The 24,215-nt window shown below is 61.0% G+C and carries 27 protein-coding genes; 12 read left to right on the forward strand and 15 right to left on the reverse strand.

Translation table 11 applies throughout. The annotated features are described in order from the left end of the window. Positions 1-70: 70 nt before the first annotated feature. The gene (locus AC1DY9_RS07035; RefSeq protein ID WP_477666132.1) at positions 71-1,126 is read right to left on the reverse strand and encodes an ABC transporter ATP-binding protein; all 1,056 of its coding nucleotides are present in this window, start codon (positions 1,124-1,126) and stop codon (positions 71-73) included. Positions 1,127-1,400: 274 nt separating this feature from the next. Here AC1DY9_RS07035 and AC1DY9_RS07040 point away from each other — a divergent pair, with 274 nt between their 5' ends. Next, positions 1,401-2,069 (forward strand): glutathione S-transferase, encoded by a 669-nt coding sequence (locus AC1DY9_RS07040; RefSeq protein WP_477666133.1) that lies wholly within the window; start codon positions 1,401-1,403, stop codon positions 2,067-2,069. Between the two features lie 54 nt (positions 2,070-2,123). Here the strand turns inward: AC1DY9_RS07040 and AC1DY9_RS07045 are convergent, their stop codons facing one another. From AC1DY9_RS07045 to AC1DY9_RS07055, 3 genes are all read right to left on the reverse strand, one after another. After that, complete coding sequence (locus tag AC1DY9_RS07045) at positions 2,124-2,867, reverse strand: DUF2325 domain-containing protein (RefSeq protein WP_477666134.1); 744 nt, start codon at positions 2,865-2,867, stop codon at positions 2,124-2,126. 446 nt (positions 2,868-3,313) lie between these two features. Beyond that, a complete protein-coding gene (recJ, locus tag AC1DY9_RS07050; protein ID WP_477666135.1) occupies positions 3,314-5,119 on the reverse strand; it encodes a single-stranded-DNA-specific exonuclease RecJ in 1,806 nt (601 codons plus the stop codon). Positions 5,120-5,137: 18 nt separating this feature from the next. Then, positions 5,138-6,154, reverse strand: a complete 1,017-nt coding sequence (locus AC1DY9_RS07055) for a hypothetical protein (protein ID WP_477666136.1) — start codon at positions 6,152-6,154, stop codon at positions 5,138-5,140. Between the two features lie 128 nt (positions 6,155-6,282). Between AC1DY9_RS07055 and AC1DY9_RS07060 the strand changes: the two genes are divergently transcribed. Then, positions 6,283-7,536 (forward strand): lipoprotein-releasing ABC transporter permease subunit, encoded by a 1,254-nt coding sequence (locus AC1DY9_RS07060; RefSeq protein WP_477666137.1) that lies wholly within the window; start codon positions 6,283-6,285, stop codon positions 7,534-7,536. A gap of 109 nt (positions 7,537-7,645) precedes the next feature. Next, a complete protein-coding gene (lolD, locus tag AC1DY9_RS07065; RefSeq protein WP_477666387.1) occupies positions 7,646-8,320 on the forward strand; it encodes a lipoprotein-releasing ABC transporter ATP-binding protein LolD in 675 nt (224 codons plus the stop codon). A 148-nt stretch (positions 8,321-8,468) separates the two neighbouring features. Here lolD and AC1DY9_RS07070 read toward each other — a convergent pair whose 3' ends face one another. The 3 genes from AC1DY9_RS07070 to AC1DY9_RS07080 all read right to left on the reverse strand — a co-directional run bounded on the left by AC1DY9_RS07070 (position 8,469) and on the right by AC1DY9_RS07080 (position 10,647). After that, positions 8,469-9,206 carry a hypothetical protein gene (locus tag AC1DY9_RS07070; protein WP_477666138.1) on the reverse strand — a complete coding sequence of 246 codons (738 nt, stop codon included), beginning with the start codon at positions 9,204-9,206 and terminating at the stop codon, positions 8,469-8,471. Positions 9,207-9,282: 76 nt separating this feature from the next. Further along, positions 9,283-9,774: a hypothetical protein gene (locus tag AC1DY9_RS07075; protein ID WP_477666139.1), complete on the reverse strand. Its 492-nt coding sequence runs from the start codon at positions 9,772-9,774 to the stop codon at positions 9,283-9,285. 504 nt (positions 9,775-10,278) lie between these two features. Beyond that, positions 10,279-10,647, reverse strand: coding sequence for a hypothetical protein (locus tag AC1DY9_RS07080; protein ID WP_477666140.1), 369 nt, complete (start codon positions 10,645-10,647; stop codon positions 10,279-10,281). A gap of 150 nt (positions 10,648-10,797) precedes the next feature. Between AC1DY9_RS07080 and AC1DY9_RS07085 the strand changes: the two genes are divergently transcribed. After that, the gene (locus AC1DY9_RS07085; RefSeq protein ID WP_477666141.1) at positions 10,798-11,091 is read left to right on the forward strand and encodes a hypothetical protein; all 294 of its coding nucleotides are present in this window, start codon (positions 10,798-10,800) and stop codon (positions 11,089-11,091) included. Positions 11,092-11,752: 661 nt separating this feature from the next. Here AC1DY9_RS07085 and AC1DY9_RS07090 read toward each other — a convergent pair. Then, a complete protein-coding gene (locus AC1DY9_RS07090) occupies positions 11,753-12,040 on the reverse strand; it encodes a hypothetical protein (RefSeq protein ID WP_477666142.1) in 288 nt (95 codons plus the stop codon). Between the two features lie 142 nt (positions 12,041-12,182). After that, positions 12,183-12,479: a DUF7660 family protein gene (locus AC1DY9_RS07095; RefSeq protein WP_477666143.1), complete on the reverse strand. Its 297-nt coding sequence runs from the start codon at positions 12,477-12,479 to the stop codon at positions 12,183-12,185. A 434-nt stretch (positions 12,480-12,913) separates the two neighbouring features. Here AC1DY9_RS07095 and AC1DY9_RS07100 point away from each other — a divergent pair, with 434 nt between their 5' ends. The 4 genes from AC1DY9_RS07100 to AC1DY9_RS07115 all read left to right on the forward strand — a co-directional run bounded on the left by AC1DY9_RS07100 (position 12,914) and on the right by AC1DY9_RS07115 (position 15,901). Next, on the forward strand, positions 12,914-13,189 hold the full coding sequence (locus AC1DY9_RS07100; RefSeq protein WP_477666144.1) for a DnaJ domain-containing protein: 276 nt from the start codon (positions 12,914-12,916) through the stop codon (positions 13,187-13,189). Between the two features lie 45 nt (positions 13,190-13,234). Further along, positions 13,235-13,819: a hypothetical protein gene (locus AC1DY9_RS07105; RefSeq protein ID WP_477666145.1), complete on the forward strand. Its 585-nt coding sequence runs from the start codon at positions 13,235-13,237 to the stop codon at positions 13,817-13,819. A gap of 34 nt (positions 13,820-13,853) precedes the next feature. Further along, entirely contained in the window at positions 13,854-14,621 is a 768-nt protein-coding gene (locus AC1DY9_RS07110) for a hypothetical protein (RefSeq protein WP_477666146.1), read from the forward strand. A 68-nt stretch (positions 14,622-14,689) separates the two neighbouring features. After that, a complete protein-coding gene (locus tag AC1DY9_RS07115; RefSeq protein WP_477666147.1) occupies positions 14,690-15,901 on the forward strand; it encodes a hypothetical protein in 1,212 nt (403 codons plus the stop codon). 369 nt (positions 15,902-16,270) lie between these two features. Here AC1DY9_RS07115 and AC1DY9_RS07120 read toward each other — a convergent pair whose 3' ends face one another. Next, on the reverse strand, positions 16,271-16,759 hold the full coding sequence (locus AC1DY9_RS07120) for a nuclear transport factor 2 family protein (RefSeq protein ID WP_477666148.1): 489 nt from the start codon (positions 16,757-16,759) through the stop codon (positions 16,271-16,273). Positions 16,760-16,838: 79 nt separating this feature from the next. Beyond that, on the reverse strand, positions 16,839-17,240 hold the full coding sequence (locus AC1DY9_RS07125; protein ID WP_477666149.1) for a hypothetical protein: 402 nt from the start codon (positions 17,238-17,240) through the stop codon (positions 16,839-16,841). Between the two features lie 260 nt (positions 17,241-17,500). Between AC1DY9_RS07125 and AC1DY9_RS07130 the strand changes: the two genes are divergently transcribed. The 4 genes from AC1DY9_RS07130 (at position 17,501) to AC1DY9_RS07145 (ending at position 19,850) form a co-directional block, all read left to right on the forward strand. Beyond that, entirely contained in the window at positions 17,501-17,992 is a 492-nt protein-coding gene (locus AC1DY9_RS07130) for a VOC family protein (protein WP_477666150.1), read from the forward strand. Between the two features lie 310 nt (positions 17,993-18,302). Beyond that, the gene (locus AC1DY9_RS07135) at positions 18,303-18,518 is read left to right on the forward strand and encodes a glycine zipper 2TM domain-containing protein (RefSeq protein ID WP_477666151.1); all 216 of its coding nucleotides are present in this window, start codon (positions 18,303-18,305) and stop codon (positions 18,516-18,518) included. A gap of 83 nt (positions 18,519-18,601) precedes the next feature. Then, positions 18,602-19,453, forward strand: coding sequence for an alpha/beta fold hydrolase (locus AC1DY9_RS07140; RefSeq protein ID WP_477666152.1), 852 nt, complete (start codon positions 18,602-18,604; stop codon positions 19,451-19,453). A 40-nt stretch (positions 19,454-19,493) separates the two neighbouring features. After that, positions 19,494-19,850, forward strand: a complete 357-nt coding sequence (locus tag AC1DY9_RS07145; RefSeq protein WP_477666153.1) for a nuclear transport factor 2 family protein — start codon at positions 19,494-19,496, stop codon at positions 19,848-19,850. Between the two features lie 49 nt (positions 19,851-19,899). On the opposite strand, the gene AC1DY9_RS07150 is transcribed toward AC1DY9_RS07145, so the two are convergent. The 4 genes from AC1DY9_RS07150 to AC1DY9_RS07165 form a co-directional block, all read right to left on the reverse strand. After that, entirely contained in the window at positions 19,900-20,997 is a 1,098-nt protein-coding gene (locus tag AC1DY9_RS07150) for a VWA domain-containing protein (RefSeq protein ID WP_477666154.1), read from the reverse strand. 21 nt (positions 20,998-21,018) lie between these two features. After that, positions 21,019-21,999, reverse strand: a complete 981-nt coding sequence (locus tag AC1DY9_RS07155; RefSeq protein ID WP_477666155.1) for a DUF58 domain-containing protein — start codon at positions 21,997-21,999, stop codon at positions 21,019-21,021. 131 nt (positions 22,000-22,130) lie between these two features. Continuing rightward, complete coding sequence (locus tag AC1DY9_RS07160; protein WP_457279536.1) at positions 22,131-23,153, reverse strand: AAA family ATPase; 1,023 nt, start codon at positions 23,151-23,153, stop codon at positions 22,131-22,133. Positions 23,154-23,174: 21 nt separating this feature from the next. Further along, positions 23,175-24,119, reverse strand: a complete 945-nt coding sequence (locus AC1DY9_RS07165) for a S1C family serine protease (RefSeq protein ID WP_477666156.1) — start codon at positions 24,117-24,119, stop codon at positions 23,175-23,177. Positions 24,120-24,215: the final 96 nt, after the last annotated feature.

Below are 24,215 nucleotides of genomic sequence, written 5' to 3' on the forward strand. Positions count from 1 at the left end.
AAAAACTCCTGGTGGCTTGGGTGGAAATCTTCTTGCGAAGGGACGGGTGAAAAACTCGGTAATCTGGACGTCAGGCAGGAACGGCGGCTTGCAGCGTGTGCGCCGCCTCGGGCGCCCATGACAGTTGCACGCTGTCACCCGGCGCATAGGGCCGGGCCGCAAACGTCGCCTCGGGCACCATCACCGACAACTCGGCGGTGCTGTGGGCTGTGGGCGATACGCCCGGGTTTTGCAGGCCCAGCAATACATAGGGCCCCTGGTATTCGACATCGGTCACCACGGCGCGCCGGTTGTGTGGTGCGTCGGGCGCGGCCTGGCCGGCCGGGGTGATCTGCATGTGGTCGGTGCGCACGCCGATCTTGCCGGCGGGTGTGTCCAGCACGTTGTGCCCACCCATGAAGCGCGCCACAAATTCACTCGCGGGGCGGTTGTAGATTTCGTGCGGCGATCCCACCTGCTCGATCAGTCCGTGATTCATCACCACCATGGTGTCGGCCAGGGCCATGGCCTCTTCCTGCGAGTGCGTGACGTGGATAAAGGTCAGCCCCAGCTCTTTTTGCCAGCGCCGCAGCTCGGCGCGCATCTGGATGCGCAGAAAAGGGTCGAGCGCCGACAGCGGCTCATCGAGCAGCAACACCCGCGGCTGCGTGATCAGCGCGCGCGCCAGCGCCACGCGCTGCTGCTGCCCGCCCGAAAGCTCGGCCGGCTTGCGCTCTGCCAGGTGGCCCATCGCCACGCGTTCCAGCAAATCTTTGGCCTGCTGGCGGCGGGCCGCCTTGTCCACGCCTTTCATCTTCAAACTGAAGGCCACGTTGTCGAGCGCTGAAAGGTGCGGAAACAGCGCGAAGCTCTGGAACATCATGGCCGTGCCGCGGCCGGCGGCGGGCAGGTCGGTGATGTTGCGGTTTTCCAGCAGGATGTCGCCGCTGGTAACGGATTCGTGGCCCGCCATCATGCGCAGCGTCGTGCTTTTGCCGCAGCCCGAAGGCCCGAGCAGGCAGCAGTAGCTGCCGCTGGCAATGCGCAGGTTGATGCCGTCAACCGCCGGCTTGTCTTGCTGCGCATACCGTTTGGTCAGCGCAATGGCTTCAATGGCGGCGGGAGGCGGGCTGGCAAGAGCGTTCATGCCAAGCTTCTGTGCAAGGCTTGTGCCAGCTTTGTACGCGATTTATCTCAAGATTGTGTACAAAATGCATGCTTCTGGTGCCGAGGAAGCCGTGCCTGCCTGCCATGCTGGTGCATGCTGTAACCAGAAGTTCCTGAAACTTCCGCTGTCAGGTTTGGGTGTGCCCACCCTGGGGTGCCACCTGCCCTTTTCAGGTTTTCTTCCTGTCGCCGCCGGAGCTTGAAGCCAGCAATCCATGGCCTACCATCAGCGCTTCCGTCTTATGGAGCCGCACTTGATCACCCTGCATCACCTCAACAATTCCCGCTCGCAACGCATCCTCTGGCTGATGGAAGAGATGGGCCTGCCCTATGAAATCCAGCGCTACCAGCGCGACCCCAAAACCATGCTGGCGCCGCCTTCACTGCGCGCGGTGCACCCGCTGGGAAAATCGCCGGTGATCACCGATGGTGAGTTCACGCTGGCCGAGTCGGGTGCCATCATTGAATACCTGGTGGCGCGCTACGGCGCCGGCCGCCTGGCGCCCGAGGCCGGCACGCCTGCGCACCTGCGCTACACCTACTGGCTGCATTACGCCGAAGGCTCGGCCATGCCGCCGCTGCTCCTCAAGCTGGTGTTCGACAAGGTGGAAAACTCTCCCATGCCGTTCTTCGCCAAGCCGATAGCCCGCGCCATTGCCGGCAAAGTCAAGAAGACGTTTATCGAGCCGCAACTGCGGCAGCACCTGGATTACCTGGAAATGTCGTTGGGCCAAAGCGACTGGTTTTCCGGCGCCGAGTTCAGCGGCGCAGACATCCAGATGAGCTTTCCGCTGGAGGCGGCTGCCGCGCGCGGCGGGCTTAACGAGAGCCGGCCCAGGCTGATGGATTTCCTGGCACGCATCCACGCCAGGCCCGCCTACCAGCGTGCGATTGCGCGTGGCGGTGAGTTTGCGTTGCAGTGACATCGGCAGAACTTGCTGAGGTGCTATTAAATCAATAGCTGCTCGCGCAAGCTCTTAAAAGGCTGGAGCCGTTTTTGACTTGATATTCTGGGTTTCTGGAGTGATTGGCAGGCCAGGCGCCTGCCGGCTGCGCACAAACTGCATGGCCTGCGGCTGGCCCACCAGCACACACTGCTTGCCGGTGCGCCGGCAGTGGTCCTGCACGCGCCAGTAGGCGTCGTGGCTCACGCAGCCGGTCTGGCAGATCACCAGGTCGGCGGCGACCAGGCTGGCCTCCAGTGCGGCTGCGTCCTGCAGGTCGTCACCCGCATGGTGCAAAAAGTGCCCGCCAGCCATTTCAACAACACGCCGGGCTGCGGTGGTGCCGGCGCCTTGCTCGCCCACGCACAGCACCGACTTTTCATGCAGGGCGGCTGTGGCTTGCGAAGCTGATAAAGCCGCCGCCAGCGTGGCCGGGGCCGCCGTGTTCTTTTGCCGGCCCAGGCGTTCCCGCACCAAACCCTGCAAATCATGGACACGGCCCATCAACCACTCCACCCGGCGCGCCAGCGTCAGCCGTTTGGGCAGGCCGGGGATGGCCGCCTCCACGGCCTGCCGGTCTTCACGCTCCCAGGCCAGCGCCGTCTCCCGCACCATCGCCGCCGCACGCAGGCGCACCGCCTGGGATTGCAGGCGCGAGATTTCCGCGGCCTGCACGGCAATCACCGTGCTGCAGCGCTTCTGGATCTCGCCGTACTGGGCGAGCAGGGCGCGGTGTTCACGGTCAAGGCCGGGCAGAGAGGTACGGGGTCCTTGCATGTCGGGTCTCCAGAAGATGAAGGTGCCCCACTCCACAACCGGCGATCCGCAGCCGAAGGAAGAGGGGAAACCCATCTTAAATGAGAATTGCTCTCATTTGGAGTAAAGATTGAAGCCCGATTTGCTATGAATTCAGGAGCTGCTCGCGCACGTTCCTGTTGGCCAGAGCCCCGATTTCTTGAAATTTCAGCGAAAACCGAAGTAAGACAGGACGGCGCCGATGATGACAACAAGGCCGACGATATAAATGATGGTGTTCATGGATGCCTCAGGGGGTGGTAGGCGGCGCACCGGGTTGGGCACCTTCGCGTCATCATTCCCGCCGCGTCGGCGGCCAGCTGTAGGTGGCTCCACCCTGCAGCCGTCGGACAAGCGCTACAGCGTGGAGGCCTGGAGGTCTGGGCGGCAGAAGGTGCATCGGCTGCCAAGCGAGCGCAGCGCTCCGCCTAAAGCTCCGCGCCTTCCACCAGGAACCGTACCCGCTTCACGCCCTGCCACTCATCCGCATCCAGCCTGAAGGCCAGCTTGACCCGCGCGGGGAGTGATTCGGTGTGGCCGAACCAGATGCCGTCGACCGGCTGGCCCTGGTGCTTGAGCTTGAGCGCCAGGTGTTTTTCACCCACCAGCCGCTGCGACACGACTTCCACCACTTCGCTGAAGGTCGGCGCTGCAAAACCCTGGCCCCAGACCTCCTTGTGCAGCGTGTCGACCACGTCGGTGCGGCGGTATTCGGCCGGCAGCGGGCCGTCGGTGTCCATGCGGCGCGTCAGCGTGGCGGCGTCCAGCCATTCGTGCGCCACCTGCTGCAGCGCACTTTCGAACACCTCAAAGTGCTCTTCGGCAATGGTGCAGCCGGCTGCCATGGCGTGGCCGCCAAAGCGCAGCAGCACGCCGGGGTGGCGCTTGGCCACCAGGTCCAGCGCGTCGCGCAGGTGAAACCCCGGAATCGAGCGGCCCGAGCCTTTGAGCTCGTGCTCCTTGCCGTCGGCCTGGCTGGCGGCAAACACGAACGTCGGGCGGTGCAGCTTGTCTTTGACGCGTGAGGCGACGATGCCGACCACGCCTTCATGGAACTCCGGGTCGAAGATGGCAATCGCCGGCGGCGGTTCCTCATCCTCGTCAATCATCGCGTCGGCCGCCAGTTGCGCCTGCTCGCGCATGCCGGCTTCAATGTCGCGGCGCTCGCGGTTGATGCCGTCCAGCATTTGCGCCAGCTCATCGCCGCGCGCCGCGTCGTCGGTCAGCAGGCATTCAATGCCCAGCGTCATGTCGCTGAGCCGGCCCGCCGCATTGATGCGCGGACCCAGCGCAAAGGCAAAGTCAAACGTGGTGGCCACGGGCGCCTGCCGGCCCGCTGCCTTGAACAAACTGGCAAGGCCTGCGGGCAAATGGCCCGTGCGTATGCGCTTGAGGCCCTGCGCTACCAGCCGGCGGTTGTTGGCGTCCAGCTTCACCACGTCGGCGACGGTGCCCAGCGCAACGAGCGGCAGCAGCGTATCAAGCTTCGGCTGGGGATTGGCCCCCACGCTTGCCACTGCGTGTGCTGCGCTGCCCCCCGAGGGGGCTGTCCCGCCTAGGGGCGGCCCGGCGGCGGGACCCGCGTCAAACACACCGCGCGTGCGCAATTCGGCACGTAGCGCCAGCAGCACATAAAACATCACGCCCACGCCGGCAATCGACTTGCTTTCAAACGTGCAGCCAGGCTGGTTTGGGTTGACGATCACGTCGGCCTCGGGCAGCACCACTTCGCCGTCTTTCAGCGCAGGCAGGTGGTGGTCTGTCACCAGCACCTGCATGCCCAGGGCGCGGGCGCGCGCTACGCCGTCGATGCTGGCGATGCCGTTGTCTACCGTCACCAGCACGTCAGCGCCAGCGGCTTTCACGCGCTCGGCAATCGGAGGCGTGAGGCCGTAGCCGTCGGTCACGCGGTCGGGCACCAGGTAGCTGACATGCTGCGCACCCAGCAGCTTGAGGCCACGCAGCGCCACGGCGCAGGCGGTGGCGCCGTCACAGTCGTAGTCGGCCACCACACAGATCTTTTTGCCGGCCGCCATCGCGTCGGCCAGCAGGCGCGCCGCCTCAGCGGCGCCGTGCAGTGAAGCGGGCGGCAGCAGCCGGGCCAGGCCGTCGTCCAGCTCGTCGGCCGCGCTCACGCCGCGCGCGGCATAGAGCTGCGCCAGCAGCGGGTGAATGCCGGCTTGCTGCAGCGCCCAGACGCTGCGCGGGGGCACATCGCGCACCTGTATTTTCATGTGTGTTTACTATCTTTTTTATAGCTGGTCGCGCACGTACCATAAGGGCTGCGGCATCAAAAGGCTTGAAATTTTGGCCATGAGGCCGGCCTGGTGCGTCTCAAAAGTTTGCCAGCCGCGCTCGCCGCACAGCGTCAGCCGCACGGCCTCGCCCGCGCGCTGGCGGGCCAGCAGTTGCGCAATCTCGCCTGCATCCAGTGCGGCCCAGGCCTGGGCATAGGCTTGCCAGTCGTCGGTAAACACCGCTTGCGCCAGGCTGCGCGGCACGGCCGGAGTTTGGCTGGTGGGTGCATACCCGGCGGGCAGGGCGCCGCTGCCGCTCAGCCAGAAAGAATTGACCGGTAGCTGGCGGCGCTCGGCGCGTTCATCGTTCAGCGCGTGGGTGTACAGCAGCATCTGCATTTCGTTCTGCAGCAATTTCATCTTGCGGGCTGTGCCTTGGGCATCGTCCTTGCTCTGCTTGGGCAGCCACGGGTCCACATTGCGGCCCAGCACGCGATCCAGTGAGGCCGTGGGCAGGTTCCGAAACAGCTCGCCTTCGGCCAGCCAGCGCGACGGCCCCAGGGCAGGCACATAGTGCAGCGTGATGCCGTCGCCATCAAAGTAAGGCTGCATGGCCGCCAGCAGCGCGCGGGACTCGGTTTCATCCAGGCCCAGCGCGGCCGGGTCCGTCAGCGTGGCGTGTTCGCGGCCCATGGCCCAGTGGCAGGGCGTCACCCAGGCCCAGGCCTTGCCGGTGCCTGCCTGCAGGTGTTGCGCCGCATCTTGCGCCGCCCACGGGATCAGCCCGTCGGGCGTGTCCGCAGTGGCAAGGCCCAGCGCCTGGCCCAGGGCTCGCTCGTGCGGTGGCGAGAGCGTGTGTGCATCTGCCGTATCAGTGTGTACTGACTTCATGCCTTTGAGCAATTGGCTCTGGTTGTGCGTGCTTTGCGCCGGCAGCGCCTTCATGGTGGGCAGCCAGGCCTCTGCACTGCAGGCCGCAAAGGGAAGCAGCAGCTGCGGCCCTGCAAAAGGAGTGGGGGAATTGGCTGACATGGGGCTATTGTCCGGGATGCCACAATTGGCGTTCAAATTTGGGCGCTCAATTTGGGCGCTTAAATCGCACCCTATAAGAATCCGTTCGAGTTGGCCACCCGTGGCCCGCAACGACTACCAGGTTAAGTATGCAAATTCCTTATGAGCTGATAGTGGGCTGGCGCTACACCCGCGCCGGCCGTGCCACCCGGCGCAACGGCTTTATTTCTTTTATTTCAGGCGTGTCCATGCTGGGCATTGCGCTCGGTGTGGCCGCGCTCATCATCGTGCTCAGCGTGATGAACGGCTTCCAGAAAGAAGTGCGCGACCGCATGCTGGGCGTCATCTCGCACATCGAGGTGTTCGCCCCCAACGGCGCTGCCTTGCTGAACCCGCAAAAAACGCTGGCTGAAATCAAGGCCAACCCGCAAGTCACCGGCGCCGCCACCTTCATCGCCGCGCAGGCCCTGCTGGCACGCGGCGAAGACATGAAGGGCACCGTCGTGCGCGGCATTGATCCGGCGCTCGAAGGCCAGGTCACCGACCTCGCCGTAACGTCCGGCCCCACGCTGGCCAAGCTGGTGCCCGGCGCATTCGGCGTGGTGCTGGGCGGCGAGCTTGCCCGCGCCATGGGCGTGCGTGAGGGCGACAGCGTCACGCTGATCGCGCCCAGCGGCCAGGTCACCCCGGCAGGCGTGGTGCCGCGCCTAAAGCAAATGACGGTGGTCGGCACCTTTGACTCCGGCCATTTTGAGTACGACTCGGCCCTGGTCATGATGCACCAGGACGACGCCGCGCGGATTTTCCGCCTCGAAGGCCCCACCGGCATCCGCATCAAGCTGAAAGACCTGCACCAGGCGCGTGAAGTTGCGTTTGAGCTGTCACGAAGCCTGAGCGGCGATTTGCTGATTCGCGACTGGACGCGCCAGAACAAGACCTGGTTTGCCGCCGTGCAACTTGAAAAACGCATGATGTTCATCATCCTCACACTCATCGTGGCGGTCGCGGCCTTCAACCTCGTCAGTACGCTGGTGATGACGGTGACCGACAAGCGCGCCGACATCGCCATCTTGCGCACGCTGGGCTCCAGCCCCAAAAGCATCATGAAAATCTTTATGGTGCAGGGTGCACTCGTCGGTGTCATCGGCACGCTATCGGGCCTGCTGCTGGGCCTGGGCATCGCCTTCAACATCGACGTCATCGTGCCGGCGATTGAGCGCGCGCTCAACGCCAGCTTTTTGCCCAAAGACATCTACCTCATCAGCCGCATGCCGAGTGAACCGCAATACGCCGACATCATGCCGATCGTCGTCATCTCCCTGGTGCTGTCTTTCCTGGCCACCATCTACCCCAGCTGGCGTGCCAGCCGCGTCAACCCCGCGGAGGCACTGCGTTATGAGTGAAAAAATGACCCCCACGCTTGTCGCTTCGCGTACTACGCTGCCCCCCGAGGGGGCCGCTGCGCCTGCGGTCTGGCAAAGCCAGTCCCGCGGCCCCGGCTTGAATGAGGAGATCGTGCTGAAAGCCAGCGGCCTTACCAAACGCTTCCACGAAGGCCTGATCGATTTAACGGTGCTGCACGGCGTTGATCTGCAAGTGCATGCGGGTGAAACGCTCGCCATCGTCGGCGCCTCAGGCTCCGGCAAAAGCACACTGCTGCACCTGATGGGCGGCCTCGACGCTCCCACCAGCGGCCAGGTCGAATTGAAGGGCCAGACGCTCTCGGCCCTCTCGCCCCAGCAGCAAGGCGACCTGCGCAACAAGCATCTGGGTTTTGTCTACCAGTTCCACCACTTGCTGCCCGAATTCAGCGCGCTCGATAACGTTGCGATGCCGCTGTGGATTCGACGCGAATCTCCCGCGGAATGCGCACGCGTCGCGACAGCGATGCTAGCGGCCGTGGGCCTCAAAGACCGCATTCATCACCGCCCCGCAGAGCTCTCAGGCGGTGAGCGCCAGCGTGTGGCGATTGCGCGTGCGCTGGTCACGCAGCCTGCTTGCGTGCTGGCCGACGAGCCGACCGGTAACCTGGATCGTTCAACCGCCGACGGTGTGTTTGAACTGATGCTGCAACTCGCCCGCGACTTCGGCACTGCATTTGTGCTGGTCACGCACGATGAAACGCTGGCCTCGCGTTGCGGGCGGCGGTTCAGGTTGGTGTCGGGGCGGTTGTCGGAGTGGGACTGATTTGCTGCGTCGATAAGTGACGTGCTTGTCGAGGGGCGTGTTCTATATCGGTCTCAACGTGAGGTAACGTTTGAATTCACTGGCCTGCGCGGCTTTTTGCGCCGGTCCGGTGAAATGATGGGTCGGGCATCGGTGAAGTAATGGGTGCTTATTTTCCAGCACGCTGTTCATCAAAAAGCATTTTGACGATATCTAACTCCCAGGATGCAATGATAGGTATTTGTGCGTCCATTGTTCCGCCGCCATCATTCAATAGCGCGGAGTCCTTTTTCTGAAATTTTCCTTCGCTCGAAGAATAGCGGTCAACCCAATAGCTTTTATCGAATCGAAGACCATATATCTCACCCGCATATAACTTCGTAACGTAAAGGTTTGCCACATCTGGAGCCATCGTTCTGGCGACAAGGTTTCGTGTGAGCTCAAGTGGAAAATGAGAAACCGGGAATACGAGAAGAAGCAATCCTCCTATAGCGAAGGCCTTATCCGATTTGAAGATTTGGTAAATGCAACTGGATACGATCGTGATTAAAAAAAGGTATTGGGCCAGCACTAAGTATCCGTTCGGATGCCCGTAGCCGGTAACCTTGTCGAGGCGAGATAGCGATAGATAAAGCATTGCCATATGAAAAACCATTTCTGGCTCACGCAATGGTCTTTTCAACACAAGCAATCTGATGCTTGCAGCGGCACAGACATAAACAACTAGCGCAACGGCATCTATCAGGTCTGCCCATGGTATGAAACAGAGTGACGTCGCGCACGAAGCCCAAAGGAGAAACTCCGATGCCTTGGCAACACCACACTTGCCCGACACATAACGGATGCCAAAGTAGATCGCAGTTCCAATGGCAAACAAAAGGGCAGCCAAGACCAGGAGTGCTTGCATCACGATGCCCAACGTCGGAAATGAGAGGAGACAGCCGGCGCGCCGGCTGGCGTCCTTTCGATTGAAAGGTTAGGCCTCACTGCTCGCTCCACCACCAGGTAATCGACACCAGTTTCGACCCGGAAAACTTGAACGTTGCAGTGTGCTGATCGGGACCTTCATCGTTGAGGAGATAGACGAGAGAAGTTCGATCGGATTGCATTGGTTTTCCTGCAAAGGCCAATACCTCAGAGCGAGTGGCCCCAGGAGTAATGGGCTTTGGCAACTTGGTGTGCGCCCCACGGACAGTAAGCCACTCGAGAATTTCAAGAGGCGGACTCTGGATCGAAGCCCGGTAAACGACCACAACCAAGTTCTTGCATCGGATAGTTTCGCGTTGATCAAGAACTGGTTCGTCAAAGCGATTTTTCACCGCTTGCCGACTCACCTTCGCTTTCGCGCCGCAATGCTCGGTGGCTATTTCTTGGCCGATCTTCGCGAGGCCGTGCTGTACCACTGGCTGAGGCTCGCCAGCAGCGCCGGCCAACCCTGCCCACGCAAGAACGAACAAGAAAAGCCAATGACGCATTCTGGGAGGCCTAACGTTTAAATTAACCGGCGCACTTGTGCGTCCGGGTTGGATGCAATGTTAGGCGCTGACTCATGGCCCTGTAAGTGCAATCCCGAACCTCGCGTCGGAGACAACGTAGGCACTATGAACCAGAGCAAGCTGCCAACGTCTATGTATGAGTGGGCCGACCATCTGGCGGTTATCACAGTACAGATAGTCGTTCTTACCTTCGATTCCCGCAAAACTGGCCTGCTTTGACCAAAAGCACTTAAAACCCATGGCCTGAAGCTTCGGAAGTGCATCCCTTGCGTCAGAGCCAAGCGGTGCAAGCTCCAGCAACTGCTTTCTAGCCTCTTTCTCATCTGCGCTGAATGAGTAACTGCAACCAGATATGAGAACGCCCACAAGAAATATGGTCAACTGCTTCATTTTTCGGCTAACGCTGGACGTAAGCGGAGCCGCTACGCGTCCACTTGGCTGCGATGTTAGACAGGCAGCCGAGAAACGGATCGAAGTAGAAACTCATAAAACAAATAGTGCTATGCCGATCAAAACAGCGGCTACGGCAATCATTAAAGCCATCAGCGACCAGCGCGGACTCGGGTGACTCAAGATAGCTGAGTCCACAAAAGAAATAGCCTCTCTTCTAGTTTCGCCGCGGCTGAACCAGACAGCAAATCCGGCAGCCAGGAGAAGCCCACCAAAAAACAGCATGTGAGCTACGTAAGCGTAGAAGAATAACGGCGATTGGTCCTGGTGAATGATCGTAATTCGGTACTTGCTAATGTAAAAAAACCCCCGCATGAGTGCGCCACCCCCCAGGAACAAGAACCCGGAACCGAGAAGCAACAAGATAGCCGAGGCAATAGCGATCTTTATAGTGTTTTGCATTGCAAACTGTGGCGGTCTAACGTTGGAGGTGACCGGCGCGCAGCAACTGCCGCGCAGCGGCAACCTGCGGCTGTGTGTCCGCGTGGGCCGACCTGTTAAACGGGTTAGTCGCCAGCGTCGTCATATGGCTTCGTCCCAGAGGGACACATCATGCGCGATGAACCGCACAGCGTTTCCGACCGAAAGGTCGATATCGCCAATCTCTGTCCTACTGAGAAAGAATTGCGCTTCACCGGCAACAACAACGATGCACTGCTGACCCGAAGGTTCGTTAACTGGTTGAACGGACGACACAACCCCATGAACTATGAACCCGTTTGCCTCAGGCCTCATGGCCAACGGTTCCAAGGTGGCTCTATTCTGAAGGACTTCAAACTCGGAAATCCTCTCTTGGCTGACTTCAACGTCAAAAACTTCGCCGACACAAAGCATCGGGGCTTCTGACGCTGGAACAAAACGCGCGGTGCCGGAGATCAACGAACCGCTGAAAGAAACGGCGTAACTCGGCATAGGCGTAAAGCCGATTCGCTTTTCGTCGTTAGGGTCCAAGCTGTCAATGGTGATTCGCATCAGGAAATGTGGCCGTTTAACGTTGGAATTGACCGGCGACCGGGAAGCGCACGGAAGCACCTGGGCGTCCGTGTCGAACGACCTGTTAGACCGCGCGGGCGCTGCTTCAACTCCAAACATTGCCAGATGGTAGCTAGGTTTCACAAGGGGTATGCCTAAGAATCCACCAAAGGAACACAGCTTCCCAGACAACTAGCACTAGGCACAGGACGCTCACCGCCGCGTGTCCATATCTTAGGTGCCCGAAGTGGAGAAATCCTAGGGCACGGTAGTAGTTGCTTGTCATCGCAGACCAAATGCTAGCCCACTGAAGGTCTTCGCACAGATCGCCGTCGTCACGTACGAGCCAGTAGATCGCGCCAATAAGAGCCCATCCCACGACAAAAAAACCCGCGAGGACACCTAGGCAGGCCACGATGTTTCCTAGCGGTCTAACGTGAAGATGACCGGACGACAACAACGCGCGGCGAAGCCGCCTTCTGCTGTTGTTGGTCCGTGTCGATTGGCATGTTAAACCGCACCGCTTCACCCATTTCTATTGCTCTGCCGGAATGGTGTGCCGAGATTTGATTCCCGCATAACACTCGATGCAGACAATTGTCATTCCATTGAATTCCTTGAAGACCTCGGTCATCTCGCCTTCAGCCAGGAATTTCTCTTCACACGCATGACACCAGGCTTGGAGATCCGCAGGATCGGACGAGTTCTCAACGAACCCAGCAGGTGACAGCTTCGCGGCATCCAACAGGTGCTGACAAACGACGGTCGCTACGCGCTCCCCGTGTGGGCCGCAGTTGATAAGCATTGACGTTGCTTCTGCCATGGACTGTGCGGTTTAACGTCGGAGTTGACCGGCACGCAGCGGCATTGCGCCGCGAGACGTATGCTCCAGCGCACGGCTCGCGGCGCAATGCCGCTGCGTGTCCGTGTCGAACGACCTGTTAGACCTCACCGTCCAGCCGCGGCTACTCATAGAATTTTCCCGCGTGAAGTACTTGGGCAATCCGCTGCCACGGGTTCTCCGGCTTCTTGTAGAACTTCAGCCCGTCGATTGAAGCGATGCCCCAACGATAACCGGCATCCAGGAATGCTCCGATACTGCCGTTCTCCCATCCGAGCGCACCAGCCCCGTACGGAGCCGAAGGCCGCTCCTGTTCAATCTCTCGCTCCTCGTCCCAGTCAGCGGCGAGAAGCGCGATGAACTCCAGCAAGGTCTGTTCGTCTATCACTCGTTCGATTGCTTCGTACAGGTCGGCTGCCATGGATGCGTGTCTCTCTGTGATGCGGGTCTAGTGAGGTCTAACGTAATGTATACCGCAAGATCTGCGGTATAACATCGCGCCTGCGGTATAACCTGGCCGTCAAAAAACCAGCCAAGTGCTTGTTATTAAAAGACTTATTGCCCATTGTGAGTTTCGTTCAGGTCGATAAAAAGAATACCAAACATCGCAAACCGATTCTAGGCGGGCAGTGTGGTTACCGCCTCCTCAATATTGACGAGCGCAGCTGTACCTGTGGCGAACTGCGGGCGGCAAGTACGAGACAAGGTCATTTACCGGCCGCCAGCCTGCACCGCACCAGACGGGCATAATCCGTGATCCCTCCGCCACGCGCGCAGGCGAATCTCCTCAGTACGTGAGCCTTTCAACATGCCGTGCAGCTCCCTGCCTGCGGTCCAGGACACAGCCACTTTCGCATGATTGATCACTACACCGCCCTCGGGCTGGACAGCGCAGCAACGCTGGCCGATGTCAAAAAAGCCTTTCGCCAGAAAGCATCCTTCTGGCATCCCGACAAAAATGCCAGCCCCGAGGCGCCTGAGCGTTTCAGGGCGATGCAGCAGGCCTATGAGGTGCTGTCGGATGCGGACAAGCGCCAGGTCTATGACGACAACCGCCGCCGCAACCTGCTCGACAGCCCGATAGACACGGCGCGTGCCATCTGGGCCGACTATCTCAACCCGCTACTGTGACCCTTGCTGACCGAAAGAAGAACACCCCATGAAAAACCCGGCGGCATGAGCGTCTCCCCTTATTTCCTCGACCTGCGTTCGGCCTACCGGTCCGAGATGGATGACCTGCGATTCGACTCCGAGGGGCGCGACGTGTTGCACCAGCGTCTGGCCGGCAAACGCCAGGAGATGGCCTTTCTGGTGCAGATGATGGACACCAGCCCAGAGATGGTGGCGGTGGTGTTTCACCAGGGTTTTGATTTCACGGGAAAAACCGTGATGGAACACCTGCTCAGCCACGATGTTGATGCCGATTGCTTTCCGGCCTGGGGTAGCCTGGCGGATGGCTTTGTGCTGGCGCCCTGGGCTCAGGACCTGGCACACATCGTCTTGCAGGCGCCCGGCGGGGAGAAATTCCTGACGCTGACGGCGGGGCTGGAATACATGGCGGGTCTGCCGGTGGCCGCGTCGATGGTGAACGCCGAAGCAGATGGTGACGGCGACGACGACGAAGACAGTGATGAGAACGGTGACGGCGCCCTGGTGATGTTTGAGGGCGATGACGATCGTGAGCAAAGCGCCGATGCCCGGGCACGCCACGAGGCAGGTTCCGACTGGCTGGTCCAGCAGGGCTTTGACGCCAAAGACTGATGCAAGCAAGCATGAACTGGAAGGTAAAACACTGATGACGAATCATCTCGCCCTGATCGAAAAAACCCAAAGCCTGATTGCAGCCGGCGACATCGTCGGCGCCGAGGCTGCGCTGGTCGGGCTGGCGGACGCCGAAGGTGATGCAGCGCTGATGGTGGTGCTGGAACAGTTGCCGCCCAAGGACGTCCTGGCTGTCATTCGCGAGTACGACAACTCCCGGGAGTCGGTGGTCAGCCTGCTGGTCACGCCCGCGCAGTTTGCCCGCGCCGTGGTGATTGAAAAGCTCTACAAGGACTTGACCCGCACACACCTGCGCGGCATGGTCAATGCGGTGATCTTCCGGGAGGATGCCGACCCGTTGGAATTCCTCACCGCGATCGGCGACCTGGACGGTGGCAGCGACGCCCTCGCCGATTATTTTTCAGACCAGTGGAGCCGTGTCGAGGGCTTTGCGCGCAGCGGCGGCTTTGAGCTGGCCGACGAGTACGGCAAGATGTTGTCCCAGTCCGCCCTGCTGGCCTCGGCCTACGAAAGGCCGCGCATCCAGCTGGATGAGATCGCCGACCAGGACTGGATGCAGCTCGCCTGGCTGCTGCGTTACGAACTGCCGGACCTGTTCATTGAAATGCTGATGGTGCTGCGCGCCAAGGGCAGTGCGCACAAGGCGATAACTTCCGAAGGCGATGAGGAAGACGAGAACGAGGACGATGTGCAGGACGACGGCAAGGTCGAGACCGGCGACACCGATCGCGGCAAGGCCACACCGACGGCGCGCGAGTCCGACGAGGAATCGGCGATCTGAGCCTTCGCAGTCATCTCCTTACCCAAACCAGCCAGATCACCCCAGACTATCCAGACAAGCCCCGTACCATGTCGTCGCCTTCCGCCATCTCGCTCTACGATTCGCGCCCCTTTTTTGAGAAGGCGCTGCAGTACGGCGTGGAGCACGACATCATCGGTGCCGAAAAGATCGAAACCATGCGCATCGAGGGCCCCAAGGGCATGGTGCAGATCGCGCGTTATTTCGGCAATGAGTTTTTGCGCCCGGACCTTGAAAAGGCCCGCGATCGTATGGTGAACCTGATCAGCCTGTACCTCGAAAACTCCTGTCAGGGCGACCTGCATCAGGCAGCCGAATCGCTGCGCGATTTCTCACTGCTGTCCCGCTCCAAGGGCGGCTCGGACATGCTCAAGGCCTTGATCGCCATGCCGCAAAACAGCCACTTCGGCATGAATGAACGCGGCGGCTTCACCGACGAGCACATTCCGCTGCTGGCCAAATGGTCGCTGCGCAACCTGGCCGACTACCAGGCCGAACTTGCCAGGCGTAGCCACGTGGCGCAGGTGGTGGATGCGGCTGTCTGGCTTGCCGGGGAGTTGGGCGTGGACGCCGCCGAACTGGAAGAAGCGGGCAAGGATGCCGAAGCGGTGATTCGCACCGCCTTGCTGGTGCTGGCGGCGGGCCGCACCGAGATGCCCGACTGGGTCGCATTCGAGAAAATGATCGCCGCCTTGCGCAAAAAACACGGAGCTGCTCCGGCTGCGCTGCCGCTCGCCATCCCGAAAAAGCTGCCTGCCCACCTGCGGGATGTGGTCGAGGCGGTGCGGCAGTCCGTGATGGCCGACGCGCCAAAAATACTCGATCCGGCCTTGCCGACGCGTCAGCTGTTTGACCGCAGCCCGGCCTTCATGGGCCGGTATTTCTGGGTGGAAGACGGCCTGAACGAGGTCGACCACCACGACCGCCAGGCATCCGCCGTGTGGAGCAAGGTGACCGGCAGCAATGCAGACGATGGTTCGCTGTTGACCCTGTTCCTGTGCGTGGCCGCCGGCTCTGCGCCCAAGACCCTGCTGACCGGGAAAAGCGCCGCAACCCTGCTGCGCAAGATTCAAAAATCCGGTTTCGATCCCGCGCAGGCCCACCAGTACATCGTGGACCACGCGCCGGTGCAGCACCAGGACGCATACGCCAGCTTGTGGGATGACTTTGTGGAAGAGGCGCAGGCCACGCTACAAAGCGATGCCGTTCATGCGCTCCACGACGCGCTGGCGTTGCTGCGGCGGGAATGCCACGTGCAATAGGCAGTTTGTGCCTGCGGTGGCGGCCCGTAATACACGACCGCTACTCTCTGCCTCGAATCGCGACCCAGAACATCAAACCGGCCAGTGCAAGCAGGAGTCCGCGTATACCCCAAGGGCCAAGAAAATAGTAGGCTGCTTGAAATAGCGGCTCCAGCAGATTGCCGCAACCGGTTGCGCAGAGAGTTGGCCTGGCGAAGCTTAGCAAGGCAACGCAGAGGAGAAAAACTCCGAGCAATGCCGCGATGAGTCTCGAATTCATTGAGCTGAGATCCGATGTTTGGGTTGGATGCTCACATCCGAACAGCGACCAAGACGGCGTAGCTGGCCTGGCATCCGTTTGATGGGTCGGTTAGGTTGCTGCGACAAGGCCTACGGCTTTACAGCCGGATCCCAATGCTCAGCAATCTTTCCGGCCTCAATGCGGAACATGTCAAACCACGTCGTCGTGTACTTCTTTGACGGATCTTTGGGATCCGTCTGCTCGCGCACAAAACTAAGGATGACCAGGTTTCCTTCAGCCGTAATGGCTACGAGTGGAGCTGCGACCTTGACTTCTATCGGCTTCGGTTTCTTGAACTTCCCGAAGAATTCGACAAACGCTGCGCGGCCAGTGGGAACATTCGGATTGTGCTGGATGTAATTTTCAGCCAGATATTTCTCTGCGAGCTCTAGCTGGCCGGCTTCGAAGACTTCGCGCCAGAAGTCATAGACCAGGCGCTTGTTTTTCGAAAGTTTTGGATCTGCGCTTTGCAGAAGGGTGGAATGATCCAGCGCCGGGGTAACAGCAACTTGTGCGAAGGCTGCACCGGCAGCAACAGCGCCAAGAAGAAGGGCAACGATTGTGTTTCTCGTACTCATGAATTACCTCGGTTGTGATTTGGGATACCTGACATTTGGCATGAGCGGCAACTGGAGGCGCGCTAAGCTCGCACAACTATCAAAGCTTGGGATCCGGAAACGGCAACTTATCCTGCGAGCTGCTCGGCTGGGCCACCCATTTATTACCGCGACGGTAAAAGTCTGCCTGGGTTTCAGAACTTCCAGCTCCGATCTTCAATGCCACCGTGCAAGCAATCTGGCCTGGGTACTTGGCATCAACAGCCGGGATGCAGGTGCCGAGCTTGAGTTCGGCGGTTTTGTACTCTTGCATCTCCATCATCAGAAGGAATGCTTGCGTAGCCTCTTTGGCGTCGGGTAATACGAGTGCAGTGGCATTGACAGTAGTAGCGGCGGGTGTGGTGGCGGGCACTGTGGGCGAGATGACGGCGGCGGGTGGCGACGATGTTTCGCTGCAGGCGGAGCACAGAAGCAATGTTGACAGGATGACGGCGTAACGCATGAAGAATTCTTTGTGTTTCAGTTTGAGAAGAAAGGAAGGGCCTGAGCCTGCAAACTGATTCTAGGCGGCTAGTCTGTCAACCACCTCCTCAATATGAACGAGCATAGGCAAACACACAGCTGTCATTGGGGCATCGGAGTATCCCTACATGGGCATCAGTCCCATCCGACAAATCAGGTATGCAGGATGGATACCATGGGGGTTCTTTGCACCGTGGCGGGCGCCGGGTGCCGAATACCCAACCTTTCAGGAGACACGACATGGCCAGCAAAAAGACCAGCAAGAACACGATCTGCCTGTGGTACGACGGTGGCGCCGTTGAGGCCGCAAACTTCTATGCCAAAACCTTTCCCGACAGCACTGTGGGCAAACTTTTTTATGCGCCGGGTGACTACCCCGACGGCAAGCAGGGGGACGTGCTCACGGTCGAGTTCACCGTCGCCGGCATTCCCTGCATCGGGCTGAACGGTGGCCCGCTCTTCAAGCATAACGAGTCATTCTCTTTTCAGATTGCCACCGATGACCAGGCTGAAACCGACCGCTTGTGGAACGCGATCGTCAGCAATGGGGGGCAGGAAAGCGAATGCGGCTGGTGCAAGGACAAGTGGGGCCTGTCATGGCAGATCACCCCGCGCGCGCTCACTGATGGGATAGCCGACCCCGACCCCAAAGTGGCCAAGCGCGTGTTCGACGCGATGATGACCATGAAAAAGATTGACGTCGCCGCGATAGAGGCGGCACGACGGGGCTGAGACGCTTGATGGGATGACGCGCGTTTGCGTCCCGCTGCGTGTGCGCTCCTGTTCAGGTTTGAGAAGTGGTCCGGGCGGGATTTGCATGCGAAATTTCCTCCGGAGGTACCGGGCGTAGTACGTACCGATATCGGGAGTTCGTCCTACACCGCAGAACCCGCAGCCTCCTAGCATGAAGACACCAGCAATGAAAAGCCACCCCGGCGTGCAGCCGGTAACCGTGTGCGATTCATTCACGTGAAGAGGGTCTGGCGGCGTGATCAAGCGGCATTTGCTCTTCACTTTCATTAACGTTCTCAAGGAGACTGAAATGATTGGAATCAAACAAACTGCGCTTTGTGCGGTAGTGCTTGCCGGTCTGGCGGGCTGTAGTGGCATGACGACTCAGGAGAAAAACACCGCCATCGGCGCCGGTGTAGGCGGTGTGGCCGGCGCGGCTCTTACGGGTGGCAGCGCCTTGGGGACCGTAGGCGGCGCCGCAGTCGGCGGTGTGATCGGGCACGAGGTCAGCAAACCGAAGAGGTAAACCGGTCCTCGTTCACAGAACGACTCGCACGCGCGTGAGTGTCCTTGTTGGCGCTCCATGCGCGTGCATTCGTACATTGCCGTATGCGCGTCGACACCGTAGAGCATGAAGGCCTGAGCCTGGGCTTGCTGGCGGCGGGTGATTCCGCCAGGCCCGCGATTGTGCTGCTGCACGGCTGGCCTCATTGCAAGGAAGTCTATGCACCGGTGGTCGATGCGCTTGCTGCTGGCCATTTTGTTCTGGCCTTTGACTTGCCGGCGATAGGAGATTCGCGCGGCGCACCGCCTTCTGCCGAAAAAACCATCCTGGCCGAGATCATCGTCAGCGCAGCAGAACGCGCCGGCGCGCGCTCAATGGTCGTGGCTGGCCTGGATGTGGGGGGCATGATTGCCTATGCAGCCGCACGCGACCATGGGCACCGCATCGCGGGGGCTGTGGTCATGAATACCGTCATCCCCGGCATAGATCCCTGGGAGAAGGTGCTGTCGGATCCTCGTATCTGGCACTTCGCATTTCATGCGTTGCCGAAGCTGCCGGAGCTCCTGGTTTCAGGCCACCAGCGTGCCTACTTCGATTTTTTCACGGACTTCCTGGCAGGCAACAAGGAGGCCGTGACCGAAGTGCATCGCGCCGCGTTTGCGCGCGCCTATGAGCGCCCTGAGGCGCTCAAGACCGGCTTCGACTGGTACCGCACCCTGCAGGCCGATGCCCAACACAACAGCAGGCACAAGAACATCGAAACACCGATGCTCTACCTCCGCGGCGACGCCGACGGGCGTTCACCGGACGACTACCTACCCGCCTTGAAGACCGCCGGCGCCATGCGTATCAAAGGCAAAGTGCTGCGCGGCAGCGGCGAATTCGCGCCGCTGGAGGTTCCTGACGCCTTCACGCAGGCGCTGACCTCGTTCGCGAAGGAATGCCAGAAGCGTTGAACGGGTAGCACTGCGGCAGTCTCAAAGAAGGGATTTTTTGATGTCAGAGAGGAACAGCGAGATTCTGAAGAAGGCCAACGCGGCTATCGCCGAAGGCGACGTTGAAGGATTCCTGAAGTTCTGCACGGAAGATTCGGAATGGATTTTTGTGGGCGACAGGACGATCAAAGGGAAAGAGGCCGTTCGCCAGTGGATGATGACCGCGTACAAAGAACCGCCCAGGTTTGAAGTCCATCACATGGTTGCGGAGCATGACTTTGTCGCGGCGCTCGGTGAAATCACCTTGAAGGACGAAGAGGGGAAGGCGGTCCGCCACGCCTACTGTGATGTCTGGCGATTTCGGGATGGCAAGATGGCCGGGCTGCGGGCCTTTGTTATCAAGGCTGGATCGACCTGATCCGATCACTTTTGCGTCGTAATCGCTGCTGCCGCGGGGGGGCTTTCTCTCAAAGAATCCGGTTAAACCACAGCAGCGATAAACTCGCCGACACCAGCGCCAGCACGGCGGCAAGAAGCGCCAGCAACCCCGATACCTCGGTTTCCTTTTTCTCAATCGCCAGGCGTGAACTGAGGGTTTCATACACCTTCTTCAGGTCGGCCGCCGTACCTGCGTAGAAGTACTCGGCCTGTGTTGCCCGGGCAATGCCTTTGAGGGTTTCCTCGTCGAGCTTGACGCGCATGGACCAGCCTTCAAAACCAATCGTTTCCCCATCCACCGTACCCACACCGACGGTGTAGATGCGAACGCCACGGTCTGCTGCGAGCTTGGCGGCGTCGATGGAATCTACGCCGGTGGTGCGCTGGCCGTCGGTCAGCAGGATGATGGCGGCCGAGGTGTAGGAGCCGGGGGCGACTGGGGTGAATTCTTTTTTGGCGTTCTTGTCGGGGTTCAGGGCCTGGTCAAGCGATGTGCCGCGGGGCTTTTCCCTTCCGTACTGCATGGAGGCGATGTCGATGCCTGCGTCGGGGAACAGCTCGGCCAGCGACACGACGATGCCATTGCCGATGGCGGTGCCGCGCTGCAACTGGAATTTGTCAATCGCTGCCGTCAGGTCTTCGCGGCTGAGGGTGGGCTGCTGCACGACGGCGGCGGTGCCGGCAAAGGCGACGATGCCGACGCGTACATTGCGCGGCAAATCGGCCAGAAAAGCCTTGGCGGCGTTTTGTGCGGCCACCAGGCGGTTGGGCTGGACGTCGGTGGCGCGCATGCTGCCTGAGACGTCCATGGCGAGGATGATGGTTTCACGTTGTGAAGGCAGGCTGATCACGGCAAAGGGGCGCGATGCCGCCACCAGCATGGCGGCGATGGACAGCAAAAACAGCAGGGGCGGAACATGCCGGCGAAAGCTCTGGCCGCGGCCCATGGCTTCGCGCACGATGGAAAGGCTGGCGTAGCGCAGCGCGATTTTTTTCTTGCGGCGCAGCAGCCACACATACACGGCCACCAGCAGGGGAATGGCCAGCAGCAGCCATAAAAACTCCGGCCAGAGGAAAGTCGGCAGGGGAAGTTTTGACATGAATGAGGTCAACCAGCTGAAGTTCATGGATGTTCCTTGGCGGCTTCTTCAGGCGGCGTGTTTCAGGTGAGCCGGCAGCTTGCCGCCTGCTGCGTTGGCGCCTGATGTACGGCTGCGCCGTTTGCGGAGCTCGGTAAACCGCAGGATGGCGTCAACCAGGTTGTCGTCGGTGGAAAGCTCCAGCGCGTCCACGCCGGCACGCGCCAGCGACTGGCGCAGCTCGGCTTCGCGCTGGGCCGCGATGCGTGCAAAGCGTTTGCGGAAACCCGCGTCGTGGGTGTCGACCAGCAGTTGCTCGCCGGTTTCGACATCGCGGATGGGGATCAGGCCCAGGTCGGGCAGGTCCAGCTCCAGCGGGTCGAGCAGGCGCACGGCCACCACTTCATGCCGGCGGGCGAGTTGGCCCAGCGGCTTTTCCCAGCCGGGCTCGCTGATGAAGTCGGACACCACAAACACGGTGGAGCGCCGGCGTATGAAGCTGGCCGCGGACTCGAGCAGCTCGTGCAGGCGTGTGGGGCCGAGAAGTGTGGTTTCGGGACGGGCCTGCAAGGTGTGCAGCAAATGCAGCACGTGGTGGCGGCCGCCGCGCGCGGGAATCACGGCATCAACGCCGGAGCCATAGAGCATGGCGCCCACGCGGTTGCCGTGGCGCGTCAGCATGCGGGCCAGCACGGCGACAAATTCAGCGGAGACATTGCGCTTTCGCAGCTCGCTGGAGCCAAAGTCCATCGAGGGGCTCAGGTCCAGCAGGAACCAGGCGCTCATTTCGCGGTCTTCGGTAAACACGCGCACATGGGGTTGCTCCAGCCGGGCGGTGACGTTCCAGTCGATGTGGCGCACGTCGTCGTGGTGTTGGTACTCGCGCAGGTCGGCCAGGTCCATGCCGGTGCCGCGCAGCAAGGTGCGGTAGTCACCCTGCAGCAGGCCGTCAAGCCGGCGCAGCACGGTCCACTCCAGCCGGCGCAGCAGTTGTTCTGCGCTCGCTGCTGAAGCGGGTTTCGCCTTGGGTTCGGGCGGCAAGGTTTTCATGTCAGTGACAGGCTTGACGAGGTTTCATGCAAGCCGGGGCCGCGGAACCGGCTTTGCCGGGCCGCAGGCGCAGCGGCCCCCTCGGGGGGCAGGGAGCTACACGCAGTGAGCGACCGTGGGGGCTCATATTTTTAGGCTGCGAGTTTTTCATGCTCTAAGGGTTTTGCTGGGGGCGGGATTTTGGCCATGATCTTCGCGACTAGGCCGTCGGCCGACAGACCTTCAGACAGCGCTTCGTAGGACAGCACCAGCCTGTGGCGCAGCACGTCGGGTACGAGGTCTGTCATGTCTTCGGGCAGGGCGTAGCTGCGTCCGCGCAGCATGGCCAGCGCGCGGGCGCCTTCGGTCAGGTTGATGGTGGCGCGCGGGCTGGCGCCGAAGGTGATGAAGCGCTGCAAGTCTTTCAGGCCGTGCCTGGTCGGGTTGCGTGTGGCCGACACCAGCCGCACGGCGTACTGCACAAGGGACGGGTCAACGTAAATGCGGCGGCATTCGGCCTGCAGCGCGGCCAGCTGTTCGGTGGTGGCCACGGCGCTGACGGCAACGGCTGGGCCGGTCACGCGTTGGACGATGACGAATTCTTCTTCGTCGGTCGGGTAGTCCACCAGTACCTTCATCATGAAGCGGTCGACCTGCGCTTCGGGCAGCGGATAAGTGCCTTCGGTTTCAATCGGGTTTTGCGTGGCCATGACGAGGAAGGGCTCGGGCACTTTGTGGGTGATGCCGGCAATCGTGACCTGGCGTTCCTGCATCACTTCCAGCAGCGCGCTTTGCACCTTGGCGGGCGCGCGGTTGATTTCGTCGGCCAGCAGCAGGTTGGTAAACACCGGCCCGAGCGAGGTGGTGAACTCGCCGGTTTTCTGGTTGTAGATGCGCGTGCCCACCAGGTCAGCCGGCACCAGGTCGGGGGTGAACTGGATGCGCTTGAAATTGCCCTGCACGGTGTTGGCCAGCGTCTTGATGGTCAGCGTCTTGGCCAGGCCGGGAACGCCTTCCACCAGCAAATGCCCCTGCGCCAGGATGGCGACCATGACGCGCTCGAGGAAGCGGTCTTGCCCCACCACCACACGTTTGACTTCATAGAGGATCTGCTCCATCAGCTGCGCGGTGGCGTCATGGCCGGCGGCGGAATGTTCGGGCGTGTGCTGTTCCATGCGTCGATGTCCTTAAAGTCTTCAGAAGGGGGGCATGCCGGCGGCCGAGGCTGCGTTTTCAATCGGCACCGCAAAACCGATGCCGACAAACGTGCGCTGCTGGTTGGGGTTGAAGATGGCGGTCACGATGCCGACCACTTCGCCGTCCATGGTGACCAGCGGGCCGCCCGAGTTGCCGGGATTGGCGGCGGCGTCGAACTGGATCAGGTTGCTCATCATCTGCTTGCCTTCGGGCGAGCGGAAGTTGCGCTTGAGCCCCGAGATGATGCCCTCTGAGGCCGAGGGCCCGATGCCGAAGGGATAACCCACAGCCATGACACGGTCGCCCGGCGCCAGGTCGGCGGTGGAGCGCATGGTGGCGGCAATCATGTCGTCGGGAATCTTGTGGGCCTGCAGCACGGCCAGGTCGTTCTCGGGCTGTACGCCGGTGATGCTGGCGGTGGATTCGAGGCCGTCCGCGAACGTGACCTTGATGGTGGTGGCGCCCTGCACCACGTGCAGGTTGGTCAGGATGATGCCCTTGTCGACGATGACCACGCCGGTGCCCACGCTGCGCTCGCCGTCTTCCTTGCCGTCCTTGTCTTTACCCAGCCCCACGATGCGCACGACAGAGGGGATGATGGTGTCGTAAGCGCGGGTTCCGGGGGAGGGCAGGACTGTGGTCTCCAGCGTTTTGAGGACGGCCGCGTTGATGTCTTCCTGCGTCAGCTTGCGGGCCGCAGGCCGCAGCGGGGAGGCAAAGCTGATGGCCAGCAGCAGGGCCAGCAGGCCGACGACCGACCAGAGCAGGTAAAGCTGGTTTTGGGCAAGCCGTTTGGCCAGGCGGGAGGCCCGGGGAAAACGGGAAGGTGCGGGGGCTGGAATGGCGCCGTCTGGGCCGGAAGCCTGCTCGGGCGGCTGCGCCTGGGCATCACCCGCGCCCTGCGCCGGACGGTTTGAACTGCTGTAAAGGGCTGGCCTGCGCATCCGTTCACCTGTGAGGTCAATGTCAAAACCGGGCTGATACCACCGGGCGTGAAAACCTGCTTCAGGCCCCGTATTTACAGTTGCACCGTATCACGA

It is taken from the genome of Polaromonas sp. P1_F6 (assembly GCF_056405695.1).